We start from the raw sequence: 18,491 nt of genomic DNA, 5'->3' as shown, positions 1-18,491 counted from the left end.
CCTGTCAGCGTGCGGCCGGGTCACGCGGATCCGCCCGCACGGGGGCCGCCGCTCCCGGGGCGGCCGGTTCGCGCAGGCCGCACAGCAGCAGTCGGCCGAGTGCGGGCAGTGCGATGAGCGGCAGCAGGGCCGACCGGAGGGACGTCGCGTCGGCCAGTGCCCCGAGCGCGGGCGCCACGAGGCCGCCGACGCTCACGGTGAGGCCCAGCGTCACCCCGCTCGCGGTCCCCACGCGCCGGGGCAGAAAGTCCTGGCCCAGGGTGATGTGCAGCGAGAACGGCACATACAGCCCCGCCGACGTCAGCGCCACGAACAGGTAGACGGGCGGCCCGGGCACCAGAACCAGCCCGGCGACGGCCAGGACCGTCAGGGTGTACGACCGGCGCACCACCGCCACCCTGCCGTACCGCTCCGCCAGCCGGCCCCCGGCCAGCGTGCCGAGTGCCCCGCCGGCATAGAGCACGAACAGCGCCGCCGTACCGGCCCCCTCCCCGCCACCGGTGCGTTCGCGCACGTACAGCGAGACGAACGCGCTCAGGCCGACGAACACCACGGAGCGGCACACCACGGCCCCGGACAGCCGCAGGAAGGACCGCCAGTCGTCCTCGCCGACGGCGGCGGACGCGCCGGCACTGCCCGGGCCGGGCCCCGCGGCCCGCACGGCCGCCGCACACAGCGCCGCGCCCGCCAGGGCGGGGACGACCAGCAGGGGAGAGGCGCGCAGCCCGCCCGTTGCCACCACGGCGAAGACCAGCAGGGGCGCCAGGGCGAAGCCGGCGTTGCCGCCGAAGGAGAACCAGCCCATCGCGGTGTGCCGGCCGTGCGCCACGGCCCGCGCCACCCGTGCGGCCTCCGGGTGGTAGGCGGCCACGCCCACCCCCGACACGGCCACCACCACCAGGGTCAGCGCATAGGAGCCGGTCACCCCGCTCAGGGCGACGCCCGTCCCGGCCGTCAGCGCGCTCAGCGGCAGCAGCCACGGCATCGCCCACCGGTCGGTGAGCACCCCGAACAGCGGCTGCACCAGTGACGACAGCAGGGACGCCGCCAGGACGACACCCGAAGCGGCGGCATAGGAGTAGGCGCGCTCGGCGACGAAGTACGGCACCAGGGCGGCGACAGCCCCTTGATACACATCCACACAGGCGTGCCCCAAGGACATCAGGGCAACGGGTCGATCGCGTCTCGAAGTGGTCACCCGGCGATCGTCGTCCTCCGGCCCTCTGGCCCGCTTCCGATAATCTGCCGGACTGTGCCGAACATCCGCCACACCCCCACCGCGCCCACCCGCGCCCAGCGGCTCACCGCCGGCGACCGCATCGCGGCGCACCGGCACGACGACCACCAGATCGTCTACGCGGGCGCCGGCGTCGTGGCCGTCACCACCGACGCCGGCACCTGGTTCGCCCCCGGTACCCGCGCCATCTGGGTCCCGGCCGGCACCGTGCACGCCCACCGCGCCCACGGCCGCCTCGACCTGCACCTGGTCGGCCTGCCCGCCGGCGACAACCCCCTCGGCCTGGACCACCCGGCCGTCCTCGCCGTCAGCCCGCTGCTGCGCGAGCTGATCCTCGCCTACACCCGCGACCCGGGCGACCGCAGCCCGGAGCGGCGCCGGCTGCGCGCCGTGCTGCGCGACCAGCTCCGGGTCTCGCCCCAGCAGCCCCTGCGCCTGCCCACTCCCGCCGACCCGCGGCTGGCCGCCGCCTGCGCCCTCGTGCACGCCGACCCGGCCGACGTCCGCACCCTCGCCGAACTCGGTGCCACGACCGGGGTGGGGGAGCGGACCCTCAGCCGGCTCTTCCGTGGTGAGTTCGGCATGACGTACCCGCAGTGGCGCACTCAGTCGCGGCTCTACCACGCCCTGCGGATGCTCGCCGACGGCCTGCCCGTCACGACCGTCGCCCATCGCTGCGGCTGGTCCTCCGCGAGCGCCTTCATCGACGTCTTCCGCCGCGCCTTCGGGTACACGCCGGGCAGACATCACGGGCAGTCCGGGGGCCCGGTGGACTGACCTGACTACCGACCGGTAATAATGCGCGGCAGGCCTTCAGAGGAGGAACCGTGTCCCGGTCCGAACGCTCACCCCTGCTGCTCGCCGGCCTGCTGGCCACCGCGGGTGTCGCCCACTTCGCCCGCCCCCGCCCGTTCGACGCCACCATCCCGCGCGGCCTGCCCGGTACGCCCAGGGCATGGACCTACGCGAGCGGCGCCGCCGAACTCGCGCTGGCCGCCGGCCTGGCGCTGCCCCGCACCCGCAAGGCCGCCGCCCTGGCCACGGCGGCCTTCTTCGTCGGGGTGTTCCCCGCCAACGTCAAGATGGCCGCCGACTGGCGCCACCGCCCCGCCCCGCAGAAGGCCGCCGCTTTCGGACGCCTGCCCCTGCAGGTGCCCCTCGTGCTCTGGGCCCGCGGCGTCGCCCGCAACGCTGAGGGCAGGTCGTGACCGCGCGCGTGGAGCCCGGGGACAAGGTCGAGGACTTCGCCCTGCCCGACGAGACCGGCACCGTGCGCAGCCTGTCCGGGCTGCTCGCCGAGGGCCCCGTCGTGCTCTTCTTCTACCCGGCCGCCCTCACCCCGGGCTGCACCGCCCAGGCCTGCCACTTCCGCGACCTGGCCGCCGAGTTCGCCGCCGCCGGAGCGCGCCCCGTCGGCATCAGCGGCGACGCCGTCGAACGGCAGCAGGAGTTCGCCGGACGGCACGGCCTCGGCATGCCTCTGCTGTCCGACGCCGACGGGGCGGTCCGTGAGCGGTTCGGCGTGAAACGCGGCTTCTCGCTGGCGCCCACCAAGCGCACCACCTTCGTCATCGCGCAGGACGGCACCGTCCTCGACGTCGTCCGCAGCGAACTGCGCATGAACGCGCATGCCGACCGGGCGCTCACCGCGCTGCGCGCACACCGGGCCTGACACCGACGCGCGTCCACCGGACCTGACGCCGTTCCGGATACCGCATCGCGGTTGATAGGAGGCGGTAAAGGGATGATCCTGGACGATATGGAGGACGCCTCCGCTGCTGCGATCATCGACGCCCGCGGCATCGTGACGGGGTGGAGCGAGGGTGCCCGGCGGCTGACCGGCTACCCGGCCGGGGAGGCCGTGGGGCGGCCCGTGCGGGAGCTGCTCGCCGAGGACGTGGCGCCCGAGGCCGTGTCCGCACGGTCCGGCACCGTCATGGTGCGCCACCACGACGGCTACCTCGTCGGGCTCCGCGTCCGCGCCTGCGCCGTCACCGGTCCGGACGGGGCGGCGGGCGGCCATGTGATCACCGCCGCGTCGCCCGGCCACGGGGAGACGTCCCTCGCCGGCCGCGCCTTCCAGCAGGCGTCCGTGTCGATGTCCGTCTTCGACGTCAACCAGCGCTACCTGCGACTCAACGACGCCGCGTGCCATGTGATGGGCGTGTCCGAGGAGACCCTGCTCGGCCGGCACTTCCCGGAGACCGTGGCGGAGGAGGAGCACAGCCGGGGCTTCAACTGGCACCTGAGGCACGTCGTCGACACCGGCCGGCCGCTGAGGTACGAGAGCTACACCGGAGCCCCCGCGCTCAACCGCGAGCACGCCTGGGTCACCGAGATGTGGCCGGTCCGGGACGCCGCCGGCGGACTCGTGGGGACCGCCCTGGCCGCCTTCGACAGCACCGAGCAGTACTGGGCCCGGCAGCGGCTGGTCCTGCTGAACGAGGCCGCCGCCGGCATCGGCACCACCCTGGACGTGGTCCGCACGGCCGAGGAACTGGTCGGGGTCGTGGTGCCCCGCTTCGCGGACTTCGCGAGCGTGGACCTGTTCGACTGGGTCCTCGGCGCGGACGAGCCGCCGACGGCGTCCGCGCCGGAGATCACGCTGCGCCGGGTCGCCCACGGCTCCGTCACCGAAGGCACCCCGGAAGCGGCCGTCCACCTGGGAGCGGTGGACGTCTACCCCTCCTTCTCACCGATCGCCAGGGCCATGCGCGAGGGCCGGGCCGTCCTCAGCCAGGCGGGGGAACCGGCGTTCGTGCGCTGGGTGGCCGAACGCAACTCCCGAGCCCCGCAAGGACGCCCCTACCGCGAGGGCGTCCACTCGATGATGGCGGTACCGCTGCGGGCCCGCGGCACCACGCTCGGCGTCGCCGTGGTCGTGCGGGTGGCACAGCCCGACGACTACGCCGACGACGACGCCGTGTTCGCCGAGGAGCTCGCCAGCCGGGCGGCGGTCTGCGTCGACAACGCCCGCCGCTTCGCCCGCGAGCGCACCACCGCCCTCGCCCTCCAGCACAGCCTGCTGCCCAGGGGCCTGCCCGGCCAGGCCGCCGTCCAGGTCGCCCACCGCTATCTGCCGTCCGGCTCGGCGGCCGGCATCGGCGGCGACTGGTTCGACGTGATCCCGCTGTCCGGCAGCCGCGTCGCGCTGGTCGTCGGGGACGTCGTGGGGCACGGCATCCCCTCGACGGCGACCATGGGCCGGCTGGTCACCGCCGTCCGCACCCTCGCCGACGTGGACCTCCCGCCGGACGAGCTCCTCACCCACCTCGACGACCTGGTCACCCATCTCGCCTCGGACGACCAGGGCGACGAGGTCGCCGAGCTCGGCGCGACCTGCCTCTACGCCGTCTACGACCCCGTGACACGCCGTCTGAACCTGGCTGCCGCCGGGCACCCCGCGCCCGCCCTGGTACTGCCCGACGGGTCCGCCCGGCTCATCCCCATGAGCGCGGGGCCCCCACTGGGCGTGGGCGGGCTGCCGTTCGAGGCGACGGAGCTCCAGATGCCCGAGGGCTCCGTCGTCGCCCTCTACACCAACGGGCTCGTCGAGGACCGCGACCGCGACGTCGACCACGCCACCGCCGAGCTGTGCCGCGCCCTGACCGTGCCCGCGGACTCGCTGGACGCCCTGTGCGACACCGTGCTGAAGGCCGTACTGCCGGAGGAGCCCGGCGACGACGTGGCCCTGCTGCTGGCCCGCACCCGGGCGCTGGGCGCCGACCAGGTCGCCACCTGGGACGTCACGCCCGACCCGGCGGAGGTCGCCACCACACGGCAGGCCGCCACCGACCAGCTCACCACATGGGGGCTGGACGAGACGGCCTTCGTCACCGAACTCGTCGTCAGCGAACTGGTCACCAACGCCATCCGCTACGGCGCCCCGCCCATCCAGCTCCGGCTGATCCGGGACCGGACCCTCATCTGCGAGGTGTCCGACGGCAGTTCGACCTCACCCCACCTGCGGCGCGCCCACCAGGACGACGAAGGGGGCCGCGGCCTGCTGCTGGTCGCCCAGCTCACCCAGCGCTGGGGCAGCCGCCAGACCACCCGGGGCAAGACGATCTGGTGCGAACAGTCGCTCACACCGCAGTTCTGACCGGCCCCGCAGTTGACCGGCCCCGGTCGCGAGGAGACGGCCGCCGCTCACTCCCCGGCCGCGTCCGACGCGACCTGGGCGAGGGTGCGGCCGGACTTGGCCGAGCGTGCGCGACGCGGATCGGGAGCCCCGTGCGCACGGGCCGCGCCCCCGGCCCGCTTCACCAGCAGCCAGGCCTCCTCGCCGTCACCTCCCTGACCGCTGCGGAACCGGGTCAGGGCGTACTCGCCGTGCAGCTTGGAACCGCTCAGCCGGAACGTGGCGTGCCCGCGCTCCAGCGACTCGGCGAAGTCGACGGGCCGGCCCTGACGGTCATGGCTCAACGGCTCGTACGTGCCGTGGTCCCAGACGATCACCGTGCCACCGCCGTACTCGCCGCTCGGGATCACGCCCTCGAACTCCTCGTACTCCAGCGGATGGTCCTCCGTGGGCACGGCCAGGCGTTTGTCCTTCGGGTCCGCCGAGGGGCCCTTCGGGATCGACCAGGACCTCAGCACGTCGTCCACCTGCAACCGGAAGTCGAAGTGCATCGTGCTCGCGTCGTGGATCTGCACCACGAACCGAGGCCTGTCACCGGCCGGCGCTCCGCGCCCCCGGGGCTCGCCGGTCCGGTCGAAGTCGCGCTTGCCGCGGTACTCCCGCAGCCGGTCCCGATCGGCCACCTGGGGCTCCTTCCCGTCTCGCGCGCCCCGGGTACCCGTCAGAACTCCTCGTGCACCTCGGGGTCGCCGCCCACCCGCCGGTGCGCCCGGTCGGCGACGGCCCGCATCTCGTCCTCGCCCAGCTCGAAACCGAACACGTCGAGGTTGGCGCGCTGCCGCTCGGGGTTGGCCGACTTGGGGATGGGCACCGCACCCAACTGGGTGTGCCAGCGCAGCACGACCTGTCCGGCCGTCACCCCGTGCGCCTCGGCGATCCGCGCGACGGCTGGGTCCTGCAGCAGGGGCGTGCCCCGGCCCAGCGGGCTCCAGCTCTCGGTGACGATGCCCTTGCCCGCGTGGAAGGCGCGCAGGTTGTCCTGCGGCAGCAGAGGGTGCAGCTCGATCTGGTTGACGGAGGGCAGCACCCCGGTCTCCTGCTCCAGCCGCTCGATGTGCCCGGCCGTGAAGTTGGAGACGCCGATCGACCGGACGAGCCCCTCCTCGCGCAGCTTGATCATGGCTTTCCACGAGTCGACGTACCGGTCCACGCGCGGCAGCGGCCAGTGGATCAGGTACAGATCGACGTACTCCAGGCCGAGGCGGGCCCGGGACTCCTCGAAGGAGGCGAGGGTCTCCTCGTATCCGTGGTGCCGGCCCGGGAGCTTCGTCGTGACGACGACGTCCTCACGCGGCACCACACCGGAGGCCACACCCCGCCCGACCCCCGTCTCGTTGCGGTAGTTCGTCGCCGTGTCGATCAGGCGGTAGCCCGCCTCCAGGGCCGAGAGCACCGCCTGCTGCGCCTCGTCGTCGCCTAGCGGCCAGGTGCCGAGGCCCAGGGCGGGGAGCGTCGTACCGTCGTTGAGCGTGTGCGTCGGGATGCTGATCACCGTCGGGCCTTCCCGTTGACTGTGCGTGCGGCCGTGTCGTCCCTTCAGCGTCCCGGACGGGGTGAGCAATGATCAACCGGACAGGTGCGGGATGAGGGCGGCGGACGGCATGGCGGTGTTCCGGAACACCGTGATCCGCGCGTTCAGGGTGCAGGGCGGGCCCTGCCGCCGGCCACGTCCGGGCCTCCTCGAAACCGCGCTCCCCGGACGACGGGCCGGGGCCCCTCCACCGCGTCGCCCCAGTCGTCGATCGCTTCGGGGGAGGTGCGCACGGCGTCGATGAGCTGCTCGACGAGTCGCAGTGCGTCCTCGCCGCGGTTCGCCCTGAGCTGGTCGAGCGTCACCTCCTGGTAGGTCATGCCCAGTTGCCACCAGAACCGCATGAGGTAGCGGTACTCCTGCTGGTCGCGGTCGTCGGCGAGCCGGTCGTGACTTAACGACGCGGGTCAGCGCGCCTCGACCGGGTTTCCGGCAGCTCCGTGACGGCACGGTCGCCCTGCGCGGAGATCACTGTCACGATCTTCCGGAAGACAGGACCAGGGCCACGACCAGCGGAGCGTTCATGACGACGGACAGCCGGACGACGGACGAGGCGGCGCGGGAGGCCGGGGTGGAGGTGAAACCGGTGGCCGGGTACATCGGGGCGGAGATCGGCGGTGTCGATCTGGCCGCGGACCTCGACGACGCCGTGGTCGGTGTCATCAGGGCCGCTGTGCTGCGGTGGAAGGTGGTGTTCTTCCGGGGGCAGCGGCTGGACCACACCGGGCACGTGGCCCTGGCGCGGCGGTTCGGGGAGCCGGTGGTGCTGCCGCGGCGGGGCAAGGCCTCGCCCCCCGATTTCCCCGAGGTCGAGACGACCGCCGACCGGCTGGAGCTGGGCGGGCGGTTCGGGATGGAGCACGACGAGTGGCTGCGCCGCCGCCGTCACACGTTGCTGCGCGGCTGGCACTGCGACCACGGCGCCCGCGTCGACCCGCCCGCCGCGACGATCCTGCGCGCCGAGACCGTGCCGCCCTACGGCGGCGACACCACCTGGGCGAACCTGGCGGCCGCGTACGCCGGACTGTCCGCGCCGCTGCGGCGGTTCGTCGACGGGCTGCGGGCCGAGCACCGGCTCGGCGTCGGCTACCAGCCACGGCCCGGCGACGACGCCTACGTCCGGCACCTGCTGGACCGGCAGGTCGCCTCCCTGCATCCGCTGGTGCGCGTCCACCCCGAGACCGGGGAGCGGATCCTCTACGTCAACGGCTACTACGTCGAGCAGATCGCCGGTCTCTCCCGGCCCGAGAGCGGCGCGGTCCTGGAGATGCTGCTCGAGCAGGCGGTCCGGCCCGAGTACACGGTCCGGTTCCGCTGGGAGCCGGGCAGCGTGGCGTTCTGGGACAACCGCGCCACCATGCACCTTGCCCCCGGCGACACCGCCCACCTCGACCATCCGAGGATCATGCACCGTGTGATGCTCGCCGGGGACGTACCTGTCGGGGTGGACGGCACGCCGTCGGAGCCGATCACCGGGACCGAGCAGGGCCGCTGGTGACCCCGGGCCCGAGAGTCGCGTCCCCGGTGCGCCTTCGTCGGCCGTCTCGGGCGCCCTGCCGGAGCCGGGCCGCTCGCCCGGCTCGATGATCTCCAGGGTGGCCCGGCGGCGGCCTTCTCGCCGTCCCTCCCCCGGGTCGCCGGGCCGGTGCGGTCCACCTGGTCAGCGCAGGGGGATCGTCACCTCGTCCTCGACCGGCGGGTCGATCTCCTGGGCGCGGTTTCCGGTCGCCGCGTAACAGCGCAGCCGGACCGACTCGGGGGAGACGCCCAGGCGCAGGAAGCACTTGAAGAACGGCGGGTCGTACGTCGCCGAGCCCGGCGAGAACAGCGACGTGTAGATCTTCCGCACCGGCAGCCGGAACCGCTTGGCCCGGTCGGGGCGGCGGCCGCTGCCGAGCAGCCCGGCGACCAGGCGGACGCGCCGGGTGAGACGGGCCGGGGCACCCGGGACGCGGGTGGGCCCGATGCCGAGCCGCTCGGCGATCACGGCCGTCGCCTCGGCCTCGGTGAGCGTGAAGAAGCGGCGCATCCGCAGCCGGCGGCCGTAGAGACGGCTGTAGAAGGCCAGCGAGTCGCCGCGCAGCGGGTAGCAGCGGAAGTCCTGCTCGGTGACGCCCGCGACGTCGACGCGCGGGATCGTGTGGGTGGCGTGCATGAACGCGCCGCCCCCGCCCGCGACGACGTACTGGAGCGTGCGGCCGTCGTCCAGTCGCACCGGGTAGCGCTGGTAGTTGTGGATGTCGCCGCCGATCGCCGCCACGTAGTGGTGGTCCGGGTCGCGGACGATGTCGTCGACGGTGCCGCCGCCTTCGACGGCGCACGGCTCGCGCCGGCCGTCCACGTACAACGGCGAGCCGGTGACCAGGATCTTCGGCCGGGGTCACCGCGACACCTCGCGCAGCCAGGCGCCCTGCTCGGCGTCGAGGGTGCCGAGCAGCCCCGTGTCGATGCCGATGATCCGCAGCGGACCGGCGTCGATCGCCCAGTACGGGCCCGGCTGGACGGCCCGCTGTTCGGGCGCGTCACGCAACTTCCGTGCCACCTGCAGGTGTTGTCCTTCGTCCGGACGCGGCCGGTGCCACAGCAGCGACCGCAGCCAGGCCCGGGTGAGGGGGAGCGGCCGGGGTTCGGCCGGCAGGGGCGGGGCGTCGTCGCAGAAGACCCGCATGAAACCGCCGAGGTCCTCGTACCAGTCGTGGTTGCCGGGTATCGCGTAGATCGGCGCCCGGTAGTCCTGGTAGGGGCGGAAGAACTTGGTGCCGTAGTCGTCCGCGCTGCCCACCGGATAGATCACGTCACTGGCCAGCACGGCGAACCGGGTGTCCTGACCGGTCTTCAGCAAGCCCGGCACCACGGCGTACTGCGGGTCGTCGCCCTCGCCGGTGTCGCCGATGACCAGGAACGAGAACCGGTCCGGGTCGTCCCGGCGGATCACCTTGTCGGCCGGTGCGCCGGAGGCCGCCTGCTGCGCCACCCACCGGCTGCGCGTCCGGCCGGTGGGATCCCCGAACCAGGAGGCCAGCACGCCGTTGCGGGCGACCCACAGCATCTTCGGGTTCAGCCAGGAGATCTTCTCGGCCGCCGGCGGCATCAACTGACGGTACGCGCCCCGTTCGCTGGTGCCCCAGCCGGCGCCTTCGGCGGTATCGCGTGAGGAGTCGGACACCGGTGCACCGTAACAATGGATCCAGGTCCGTCCGCAGGCGGGCCGCTCACCGTTCGCGTGCGGATGCCCGGGCCGCGCGCCACGAAGGGCGGTGCCGGGCCGCCGAGTTGGCGGCGGGGGCGTCAGGCCGGGGTGCCGGCGACCGCTCGCCCGTCACCAGCAGCGGATCGAACATCACGACGACCCCGGCCAGCAGCAGGAAGGCCACCGGCCCGAGCAGCATCGGCAGCAGCAGGGACGTGGGTGAGTCGCCCGCCCATGTCCCGCCGTTCGTGTCGTGCACGTGGACGCTGACGGCGGCCATGCCCGTGTAGTGCATCCCGGACACCGCCACACCCATCACCAGGCTCGCCCCGAGACTGGTCAGGAAGCCGCGGATGGTCACGGCGGACCACAGTGCCGCCGTCGCGGCGCCGACGGCGATCAGTACGGACAGGGCGACACCGACCGGGTCGTAGCCGACGTCGCCGTTCAGCCGCATCGCCGCCATGCCGAGGTAGTGCATGCCCGCCACGCCCAGCCCGGTGACGGCGCCCGCGACCGCCAGGGTGACACCGCCCGTGCCGCGGTACCCGACGATGAACACACCGACGCCCACCACGGCGACGGCCACGACCAGACTGAGTACCGTCGTGGCCGCGTCGTACCGGACCCGGGTCTCCTCCACGTGGAAGCCGATCATGGCGATGAAGTGCATCGTCCAGATGCCGCATCCGATGGAGGCGGCGCCTAACGTCAGCCAGCCCGCCTTCCACGACTGTGCGTCGAGCAGCGAGCGCACGATGCACCGCAGCCCCAGCGCCCCGCCCAGACAAGCCATCAGATAGGCCGCCACCGGGGTCACCGCACCGTAGCGGAACCCGTCGACTGTGCCGTCCATGAGGCAACTCCCCCGCATTCTGACCGGTGTTCGCCAAGGTCTACGCGCAGGGATCGGAGGAGAGCAAGCCCTTACCGCGGGTACGCCGTCAACTCGCGCGACGGGAGGGCCGATTGAGGTCAGAATGTGCGCTTCAGCAGGTCGAGCAGTGCCGACCAGTGCCGCTCGTCGCCCTCCTGGTGGTACGCCGCGGTGTCGGCCTGCGTGAAACCGTGCGGCGCGCCCGTGTACACCTCGCACCGGTGGCGCACGCCCGCCGTCGTCAGGGCCTGCTCCAGGCGCTCGATCTGCTCCTCGGGCAGGGAGTGGTCCTGGTCGGCGTGGCCGAAGTACAGCTCGGCGGTGACCTTGCCGGCCACCAGGTGGGGGCTGTCCGGGGTGTCGGTGGCCAGCCGCCCGCCGTGGAAGCCGGCCGCGGCCGCGACCCGGTCCGGGTAGGTGCCCGCGGTCAGCAGTGAGAGGCGGGCGCCCATGCAGTAACCGGTCAGCGCCACCGGGCCGTCGGCGACCGAGGGAGACTCGGCCAGCCATCGCAGATACGCGCCGGCGTCCCGCATCGCCCGCTCGTTCGTCAGGTCCCGCATGACCGGCCCGATGCGCTCGAATATCTCCGGACGCGTCCCCGGGTCGATGAACTCGGGAAGGCCGAACAGGGGGGGCACGCCCGTGCCGGTAGAACACGTTCGGCACCAGCACCGCGTACCCCTCGGCGGCGAGCCGGTCGGCCATGGACCGCAGCTGCGGCCGCAGACCGAAGGCGTCCATGAAGAGCAGCACCGCCGGGTGGGCGGCCCCGTCGGCGGGGTGGGCCAGATACGCGTCGGCCGTACCGTCCTCGGTGGGGATGTCGACGGCGGTTCCCTGTACGGCGGTCATGGCTGAGCTGCCTCTCTGCGGGGGTGGTCGCAACCCGTCCGCGTGACCGGGCGGATCACGGGCATCGTGACATGCCCCCTCCCGGGGCAATTCGCCACCCCCACCACACGGTTGAACCGTGAACGGCCTTTGGTGCGCGCTTCACTCGAACCGCGAGGGGTCGCCGGCGCCGTACCGCACGATCTCGGCCTCCCCGCCGGAGAAGTCGACGACCGTCGTCGGCTCGGTACCGCAGTCACCGGAGTCGACCACCCCGTCCAGCACGTGGTCGAGCAGGTCCTTGATCTCCCAGCCCTGCGTCATCGGCTCCTCCTCTCCGGGCAGCAGCAGGGTGCTGGACAGCAGCGGCTCACCGAGCTCGGCGAGCAGGGCCTGCGTGACGACGTGGTCGGGGATGCGCACCCCGACGGTCTTCTTCTTGGGGTGCTGCAGCACGCGTGGCACCTCCTTCGTCGCGGGCAGGATGAACGTGTAGCTGCCGGGCGTCGACGCCTTGATCGCGCGGAACACGTCGTTGTCGATCCGCACGAACTGACCGAGCTGGGCGAAGTCCTGGCACACGAGGGTGAAGTGGTGCCGGTCGTCCAGCTTGCGGATCGTACGGATCCGGTCGATGCCGTCACGGCTGCCGATGCGGCAGCCCAGTGCGTAGCAGGAGTCCGTGGGGTAGGCGACAAGAGCGTCGGCGCGGATGCTGTCGGCGATCTGGCCGATGGTGCGGGCCTGCGGGTTGTCGGGGTGCACGTCGTAGTACTTCGCCATCCGCCGAGCTTATGCCGACGGTGCCGGTCGGCGGCGCAGGAGGGGGCCGGGCCCGGGGACACCGGCTCCCCGCCGTCCGGTATCCGGGCCTGGAGGACCGCCCGGCGGACGTGAGGTAACGTCCCCGACCGGTGTGCCGGAGGCGGCACGAGGAGCGAGGGGAAGGCCCAGGTGGCTGGCCGATCGGACGGGAACCGGCTGCGGGAGGCGCAGACCGGCACGGGCCCGGAGTGGGCGGAGGAACTGCTGGAGCATCTGCGCCCGTCCGGGCGCGACGTCCGCAGAGTCGTCGCCTGGCTCTCCGGGGCCCTGGGCGCGACCGTCGCCCTGCAGGACGCCACCGGGAACCTCGTCGCCGGGAACCGGCTCCCCCTGGACGAGGACCTGGTCGCGGACATCACCGCCGGCCGGATCGCCTCCGCGGCCTGGGAGAGCGCGGAGCGCCATCTGCGCCTGGTCAGGGTGGAGCACCCGTCCCACGCCTGCGTGCTGGCCGTCTCCCGGCAGGACCCCTTCGACCGGCGGGCCTCCGGCGTCGTCACGCACACCGCCCAGGTGATCGAGCTGCTGCTGGCGGCGAGGGAGTCGACCGCGGCCGGGCACCGGCTGCGCCGGGCCACCGCCGACCTGCGCCTGGCGATCCTGCAGCTGCTGATGGTCGAGGACACCATCGCCGCCCGCCGCGTCGCCGCCGGACTCTGGCCGGGCCTGCTCGACGCCGACACGGCGTGCGTGTACGTCGTCGAGTCCGCTCCCGCCGTGCGTGACCGCATCGCCGAGGAGTGCCTGGACACCACCCGGGAGGACGCCCTGGTGGTGCGCTGCCCGGCCATGGACGGGCACGTGATCGTCGTCAGCCCCAGGGACACCACGGACGAGGCCCTGCGTTCCCTCGTCGGACGCCACCCGGACCTCTTCCTCGGCGGCAGCGTCCGCCAGAGCCTCGCCCAGACCGCCACCGCCTACGGGCAGGCCGTCAGCGCCCTCGCCGTCGCGCACTTCCGGCCCGACAAGACGGCCGTGTACGCCGAGCGCACCCACCCCGAACGCCTGATGGACCCGGTGGCGCTGCGCGCCTGGACCTCCCGCGTACTGCGCCCCCTCGACACCCTGCCGCACCACACCCGCGCCGAGCTCCTCGCCACCACCCGGCTCGGCCTGGAGTTCACCGCCGTCAACGCCGCCAAGGTCCTCGGCGTCAGCCGCAACACCGTCCGCGCCCGGATGGAACGCGTCGAGACCCTGCTCGGCACCGATTTCGCCGACCTCACGGTCCGGGCCGTGGTCCACCTGGCGCTCAACACCCGGATCGGCCTGCCCGACACGCGCTCCGCTCACGACACCGCGGAGCCGGGGCTGCACCTGGCCGACCTGCTGTCCGGCTCCGCCGTCCGCACCTGGGGGCAGGACCTGCTGGGGCGGCTCGACGCGGACGCCCGCAATCCGCGCCGGACGCTGCGCACCTGGATCGCCGTCGGCGGCAACGCCGAACGGGCCGCGCAGGCCCTGGGGGTGCACGCCCAGACCGTGCGCGAGCACGTCCGCAGCGCCGAACCCGTACTGGAGCGCCAGCTGCTCGCCGCCGGCACCGACCTGTACGAGGTCGTCCTGGCGCACCTGACCGTGGGCGACCTCGACCTGCCGGTCCTCCCGCGCCCGGCGTGACCTCGTTTTGCCTCCCGGGCAACCGATTGGCCGGATGAGGGCGGGACGAATCCGGGCCATCCGGACTCAGCTGTGCACGGGTGAGCCCCGCCGGGCGTCCAGCGGGCATCGACACGGTTCACAAGGCCGCGGACAGGGACGTAAGTTCGACTCGTCGCGGGGGCTCGACCGGAACGGGGGACCGGTCGCGCTCCCGCGCGCTGCCTCACCGGAGGGTGTCCTCCCCTCCGGGGGGGCAGCCCCCGCGAGATGCCATCCCCGCCAGGGCGTCAGCCCCGCAGCCGCACCGGGATCTCCTGCCAGCCGAACGCGATGAACGACGGCACCTGCCGCAGGCCCTCGTCGCCGGTGTCCAGGCGCAGATCCGGGAACCGGTCGAACAGCGCCGGCAGCGCGGTGAGGGCTTCCAGCCGGGCCAGCGGCGCCCCGATGCAGCGGTGGACGCCGATGCCGAACGCCAGATGGTCGTCGGCGCCCCGTGTGGCGTCGAAGCGGTCGGCGTCCGGCCCGTAGTGCTCGGGATCCAGCCCCGCCGCGGCGTATGTCGTGATGATGGCGTCGCCGGCCGGGATCGTCACCTCGCCGACGGTGAGGTCGGTGACGGCGAACCGCAGCGGCAGCGACGCGATCGACGGGTGAGCGCGCAGCGTCTCGTCGACGACGGCGTCCCAGCCGATCTCCCCGGACCGGACGGCCGCCAGCTGCTCGGGGCGGCGCAGCAGGGCGACCACCGCGTTGCCGATGAGGTTCACGGTGGTCTCGAACCCGGCGCCGATCACCAGCAGCAGCGTGTAGAGCAGCTCTTCGTCGCTCAGCCGGTCGCCGTCCTCGTCGCGGACCCGGATCAGCTCGGTCGTGATGTCGTCCCCGGGGTGCGCGGCCCGGTGGGTGATCAGCGCGGGCAGCACGGTCCCGATCTGCCGCTGTACGTCCGCCGCGTGCTCCGGGCTCGGGTCGGAGGTGTCCATGATGGCCGCGATGAGGCGGCCGGTGTCCTCTCGCAACGCGTCCGGCACACCCATGAGTTCGCAGATCATCCGCATCGGCAGCGGATGGGCGAGCCCCTCCTTGACGTCCACGACCTCGCCGTCGGCTGCCTCCAGCGCGGCCAGCAGCTCCGCCGTGATCGTCTCCACCCGGGGCCGCATCGCCTCGGTCCGCCGGTGCGTGAAGCTGGGCGCGACCAGCTTGCGCAGCCGGGTGTGGTCAGGGCCGTACGTGGAGAGCATGTTGACCACTCCGACCCAGCCCAGGATCCACGCCCAGGAGGGGTTCGCGCCGATCTCGGGCCACAGTCGCCAGTGCAGCCGCGGGTCCTTGCTGACCCGCGGGTCGAGGATGAGCTCCTTCAGCGTGTCGTAGCGCGTCGGAGCCCAGGCGGGGATACCGCCCGGCAGTTCCACGGGCACGATCGGGCCGAGGGCACGCAGCCGGGCGCTCTCGGCGGCGATGTCGGCGCCCAGCGGGTCCAGAGCGATGCGGTCGGTCACGGTCACGGTCGTCCTCCTGGCTGGTCGGGGGAGCGGGGGCTGAAACGCACGGGCAGCGCCGTCAGCGAGCGGTGGAACGGACCTGGCCGCCACGTCAGGCGCTCGCGGGGCAGCACGGGTTCGAGGTCGGGCAGCCACTGGGTCAGCCGTTCGATGGCCTCGGTGGCGATGAGCAGGGTGTGCTGCTTGACCGGGCAGGCGTGCGGGCCCGCCGACCAGGACAGGTGCGAGGCGTCCGACGGGTGGCGGTCCGCGCCGCGCTCCTGCTCGGCGGCCTGGGCGAGCGCGCCGTAGGAGATCACCACCGGCACCGCGGCCCTGATCCACACGCCGTGCAGGGTGACCGGCGTACGGGCGTAGTGGATGCCGTAGTTGGCGAGCGGCGTCTCATGGTGCAGGACCTCCAGCACCGCGTCCGTCACCGGGCGGGCGCCGCTCGTCAGCGTCGAGTAGTAGGCCGGGTTGCCGAGGATCCTGGACAGTGCGTTGGACACCAGGTTGGCCGTCGGCTCGTGGCCCGCGCCGAGGGTGAGGAACACCTGCCAGGTGACCTCCTCGGGGGTCAGCCCCGCCGGGTGGTCCAGCAGCCAGCTCGGCAGATCGTCGCCCCGCTGCCCGGTCTTGGCCGCGATCAGCTCCAGCACGTACCCGCCGAACTCGGCCTCGCCCTCGGCCGCCTGGGCACCTCCCTCGATGAGCTTGCCCAGCGCGGCGTCCAGCCGTTCGCTCGCGCTGTCCGGCAGGCCGAAGAGGCTGTTGAACACCAGCGCCATCAGGGGCCGGGTGAACTCGCCCACCAGGTCGGCCTCGCCCCGCGGCCCGAACCGGCCCACCAGCAGGTGCACCGCCCGGTGCACCCGGGCCCGCAGGTCGTGCGGCTCCACCAGGTCGAAGGCGTCGATCAGCGAGGTGCGGTAGCGCAGATGGGCGCCGCCGTCCGCGAACAGGGCGTTGGGACGCCAGCGCATCATGCCGAGCACCGGCGAGTCGTCGGGGACGGTCGCCTCCCACGGCCGGGGGTCGTGCGAGAACGTCTCCGTGTCGTGCAGCAGGTCCAGCGCCGCCCGCCGGTCGGTGACGACGTAGGCCGGGACACCGGGCGCTAGTTCCGCCCAGCCGACCGGGCCGTGAGCGCGCAGGGCGGCGTAGTACGGGTGGGGGTCGCGGGCGAAGCCGTCCTCCCAGAGGCGGACGGGGGCCGCGAGGGAGAAGGCCTGCTCGGCGGGGGAGGGGTGGGTCACCGGGGCTCCGGGGGGTGGTGGTCGATCAGGTGCTGTACCAGCGCGAGCAGGGCGTCGATGGAGGAGTCCGTCTCCCGCGCGTCGCACGTGACCATGGGAGTCGTGGGCTCCAGGTCCAGGGCGGCGCGTAATTGCTCGGGTGTGTGGTGGCGGGGCGCGTCCGGGAAGGTGTTGAAGGCGACCGCGTACGGCAGTCCCGACTCCTCCACCAGTCCCAGCACATCGAACGAGGCGTCGATCCGGCGGGCGTCGACCAGCACGAGCGCGCCGAGTGCCCCGTGGGCGATGTCGTCCCACAGGGCCCGGAAGCGTTCCTGGCCGGGCGTACCGAACAGGTACAGCACGATGCCGCCCGGCAGGCTGACCCGGCCGAAGTCGATGGCGACCGTGGTGGTGGACTTGTCCCGTACCCCGGCGAGGTCGTCGACCCGCGCGGACGCCTCCGAGAGCTGCTCCTCGGTGTGCAGCGGCCGGATCTCCGAGACGGAGCGGATCAGGGTCGTCTTGCCCACGCCGAACGGTCCCGTGATCAGGATCTTCACCAAGTCCCGGGCGGTCTCGGGGAGGTGGACGTCCGCACCTCCCGGCTCGGCGTCACCGGTTCTTGAGGTCGCGGAGGCCATCGGCCACTCTCTTCAGCAGGTCGGGGTCGAAGCGCCGGGCGGGCGGGATCGGGGCGCGGGCCAGGACCAGGTCACGGTCGAGCAGGTCGGCGGCCAGCACCAGCACCGCGGAGACCGGCAGCCGCAGCAGGGCCGCCGCCTCCACCACCGTCAGCGACCCGTGCTCCAGCTCCTCCAGCAGGGCCGTCTGGGCGGCGGGCAGGTCGGCGGGGGCCGGCTCACCGGCGCCGGTGAGGACCGACAGCCGTTCCAGGTGCGCACGGCTGGGCCGCGCCACGCCGCCGGTCGACAGGTACGCGGGAACCAGGGGACGGCCGCCTCGGCGGCCGGTCATGCCGGCGTGCCGCCGTCGGCACCTCGGGGCCCCGCGGCCATCGCCTTCTCACCCAGCCGCGCGACCTGCGAGTGCACCCGGTGGGCGAGCAGGTCCAGCCGCACCTCGGGATCGCCGTACGCGGCGACGCAGGTCCCGTGGTCCGTCGGCACGATGAGCACGTAGCCGTGGTCCGACTCGATGACGACCTGCCGGATCTCCGCCCGGTCGGTGTCGGCGAACGCCGCCGCCGCGGTACGGCAGGCGCCCTGCACGGTGCTGGTGATGGCCGCGACCCGCTCGGCCGACGGCCGCGACAGCGCGTCGGTGTAACCGGTGACGAGCCCGTCACGGGTGAGCAGGACGGCTGCCTCGACGTGCGGCACCTCCAGGACCGGTTCGAGCACCCATGCCGTGTCCCCCGCTGCGCGGCTGGTCATCGAGCCGTTCCCCCTTCGTGGTCGTTGCTGTCGGTGTAACCGGTGACGAGCCCGTCACGGGTGAGCAGGACGGCTGCCTCGACGTGCGGCACCTCCAGGACCGGTTCGAGCACCCATGCCGTGTCC

At 73.3% G+C, this 18,491-nt stretch carries 17 protein-coding genes and 3 pseudogenes; 6 read left to right on the top strand and 14 right to left on the bottom strand.

Annotated features, from left to right (window positions below):
• Window positions 1–4 precede the first annotated feature (4 nt).
• Window positions 5–1,162, bottom strand: coding sequence for an MFS transporter (locus AB0937_RS36780; protein ID WP_366718275.1), 1,158 nt, complete (start codon window positions 1,160–1,162; stop codon window positions 5–7).
• A 90-nt stretch (window positions 1,163–1,252) separates the two neighbouring features.
• On the opposite strand from AB0937_RS36780, the gene AB0937_RS36775 reads away from it, so the two are divergent.
• From AB0937_RS36775 to AB0937_RS36760, 4 genes are all read left to right on the top strand, one after another.
• Complete coding sequence (locus AB0937_RS36775) at window positions 1,253–2,014, top strand: helix-turn-helix transcriptional regulator (RefSeq protein WP_366718273.1); 762 nt, start codon at window positions 1,253–1,255, stop codon at window positions 2,012–2,014.
• Window positions 2,015–2,064: 50 nt separating this feature from the next.
• On the top strand, window positions 2,065–2,445 hold the full coding sequence (locus AB0937_RS36770) for a DoxX family protein (RefSeq protein WP_366718271.1): 381 nt from the start codon (window positions 2,065–2,067) through the stop codon (window positions 2,443–2,445).
• Window positions 2,442–2,909, top strand: coding sequence for a peroxiredoxin (locus tag AB0937_RS36765; protein ID WP_366718269.1), 468 nt, complete (start codon window positions 2,442–2,444; stop codon window positions 2,907–2,909). The genes AB0937_RS36770 and AB0937_RS36765 overlap by 4 nt, the downstream gene beginning before the upstream one ends.
• Before the next feature lie 87 nt (window positions 2,910–2,996).
• A complete protein-coding gene (locus tag AB0937_RS36760) occupies window positions 2,997–5,339 on the top strand; it encodes a SpoIIE family protein phosphatase (RefSeq protein WP_366718302.1) in 2,343 nt (780 codons plus the stop codon).
• Between the two features lie 47 nt (window positions 5,340–5,386).
• Here the strand turns inward: AB0937_RS36760 and AB0937_RS36755 are convergent, their stop codons facing one another.
• From AB0937_RS36755 to AB0937_RS36745, 3 genes are all read right to left on the bottom strand, one after another.
• Entirely contained in the window at window positions 5,387–6,001 is a 615-nt protein-coding gene (locus AB0937_RS36755; protein WP_366718267.1) for a DNA polymerase ligase N-terminal domain-containing protein, read from the bottom strand.
• Between the two features lie 38 nt (window positions 6,002–6,039).
• Entirely contained in the window at window positions 6,040–6,870 is an 831-nt protein-coding gene (locus AB0937_RS36750) for an aldo/keto reductase (protein WP_366718265.1), read from the bottom strand.
• A 143-nt stretch (window positions 6,871–7,013) separates the two neighbouring features.
• Window positions 7,014–7,253, bottom strand: a complete 240-nt coding sequence (locus AB0937_RS36745; RefSeq protein WP_366718263.1) for a hypothetical protein — start codon at window positions 7,251–7,253, stop codon at window positions 7,014–7,016.
• Window positions 7,254–7,432: 179 nt separating this feature from the next.
• On the opposite strand from AB0937_RS36745, the gene AB0937_RS36740 reads away from it, so the two are divergent.
• Window positions 7,433–8,407 (top strand): TauD/TfdA family dioxygenase, encoded by a 975-nt coding sequence (locus AB0937_RS36740; RefSeq protein WP_366718261.1) that lies wholly within the window; start codon window positions 7,433–7,435, stop codon window positions 8,405–8,407.
• 162 nt (window positions 8,408–8,569) lie between these two features.
• On the opposite strand, the pseudogene AB0937_RS36735 reads toward AB0937_RS36740, so the two are convergent.
• The 4 genes and pseudogenes from AB0937_RS36735 to AB0937_RS36720 form a co-directional block, all read right to left on the bottom strand.
• Window positions 8,570–10,075 (bottom strand): annotated as a pseudogene (locus AB0937_RS36735) (metallophosphoesterase).
• A gap of 46 nt (window positions 10,076–10,121) precedes the next feature.
• The gene (locus AB0937_RS36730) at window positions 10,122–10,955 is read right to left on the bottom strand and encodes an MHYT domain-containing protein (RefSeq protein ID WP_366718259.1); all 834 of its coding nucleotides are present in this window, start codon (window positions 10,953–10,955) and stop codon (window positions 10,122–10,124) included.
• A 119-nt stretch (window positions 10,956–11,074) separates the two neighbouring features.
• Window positions 11,075–11,831: pseudogene (locus tag AB0937_RS36725) on the bottom strand (dienelactone hydrolase family protein).
• 141 nt (window positions 11,832–11,972) lie between these two features.
• Entirely contained in the window at window positions 11,973–12,593 is a 621-nt protein-coding gene (locus AB0937_RS36720) for an L-threonylcarbamoyladenylate synthase (protein ID WP_366718257.1), read from the bottom strand.
• A gap of 171 nt (window positions 12,594–12,764) precedes the next feature.
• On the opposite strand from AB0937_RS36720, the gene AB0937_RS36715 reads away from it, so the two are divergent.
• Window positions 12,765–14,258, top strand: a complete 1,494-nt coding sequence (locus AB0937_RS36715) for a helix-turn-helix domain-containing protein (protein WP_366718255.1) — start codon at window positions 12,765–12,767, stop codon at window positions 14,256–14,258.
• 269 nt (window positions 14,259–14,527) lie between these two features.
• Here AB0937_RS36715 and AB0937_RS36710 read toward each other — a convergent pair whose 3' ends face one another.
• From AB0937_RS36710 to AB0937_RS36685, 6 genes and pseudogenes are all read right to left on the bottom strand, one after another.
• Window positions 14,528–15,754 (bottom strand): cytochrome P450, encoded by a 1,227-nt coding sequence (locus AB0937_RS36710; protein ID WP_366718253.1) that lies wholly within the window; start codon window positions 15,752–15,754, stop codon window positions 14,528–14,530.
• Window positions 15,751–16,989 (bottom strand): cytochrome P450, encoded by a 1,239-nt coding sequence (locus AB0937_RS36705; protein WP_366718251.1) that lies wholly within the window; start codon window positions 16,987–16,989, stop codon window positions 15,751–15,753. Before AB0937_RS36705 ends, AB0937_RS36710 begins: the two co-directional genes overlap by 4 nt.
• Entirely contained in the window at window positions 16,986–17,612 is a 627-nt protein-coding gene (locus tag AB0937_RS36700) for an ATP/GTP-binding protein (RefSeq protein WP_366718249.1), read from the bottom strand. The genes AB0937_RS36705 and AB0937_RS36700 overlap by 4 nt, the downstream gene beginning before the upstream one ends.
• Entirely contained in the window at window positions 17,584–17,946 is a 363-nt protein-coding gene (locus tag AB0937_RS36695) for a DUF742 domain-containing protein (protein ID WP_366718247.1), read from the bottom strand. The genes AB0937_RS36700 and AB0937_RS36695 overlap by 29 nt, the downstream gene beginning before the upstream one ends.
• Window positions 17,943–18,365: a roadblock/LC7 domain-containing protein gene (locus AB0937_RS36690; RefSeq protein ID WP_234850695.1), complete on the bottom strand. Its 423-nt coding sequence runs from the start codon at window positions 18,363–18,365 to the stop codon at window positions 17,943–17,945. The genes AB0937_RS36695 and AB0937_RS36690 overlap by 4 nt, the downstream gene beginning before the upstream one ends.
• A gap of 26 nt (window positions 18,366–18,391) precedes the next feature.
• Window positions 18,392–18,491, bottom strand: a pseudogene (locus AB0937_RS36685) (roadblock/LC7 domain-containing protein); the annotation flags it as partial.

Origin of the sequence: Streptomyces sp. NPDC047880 (assembly GCF_040706515.1) — a bacterium.
GTDB lineage: Bacteria > Actinomycetota > Actinomycetes > Streptomycetales > Streptomycetaceae > Streptomyces.
Note: the sequence above shows the minus strand (reverse complement) of the source record. Positions and strands in the feature narration are given on the sequence as shown.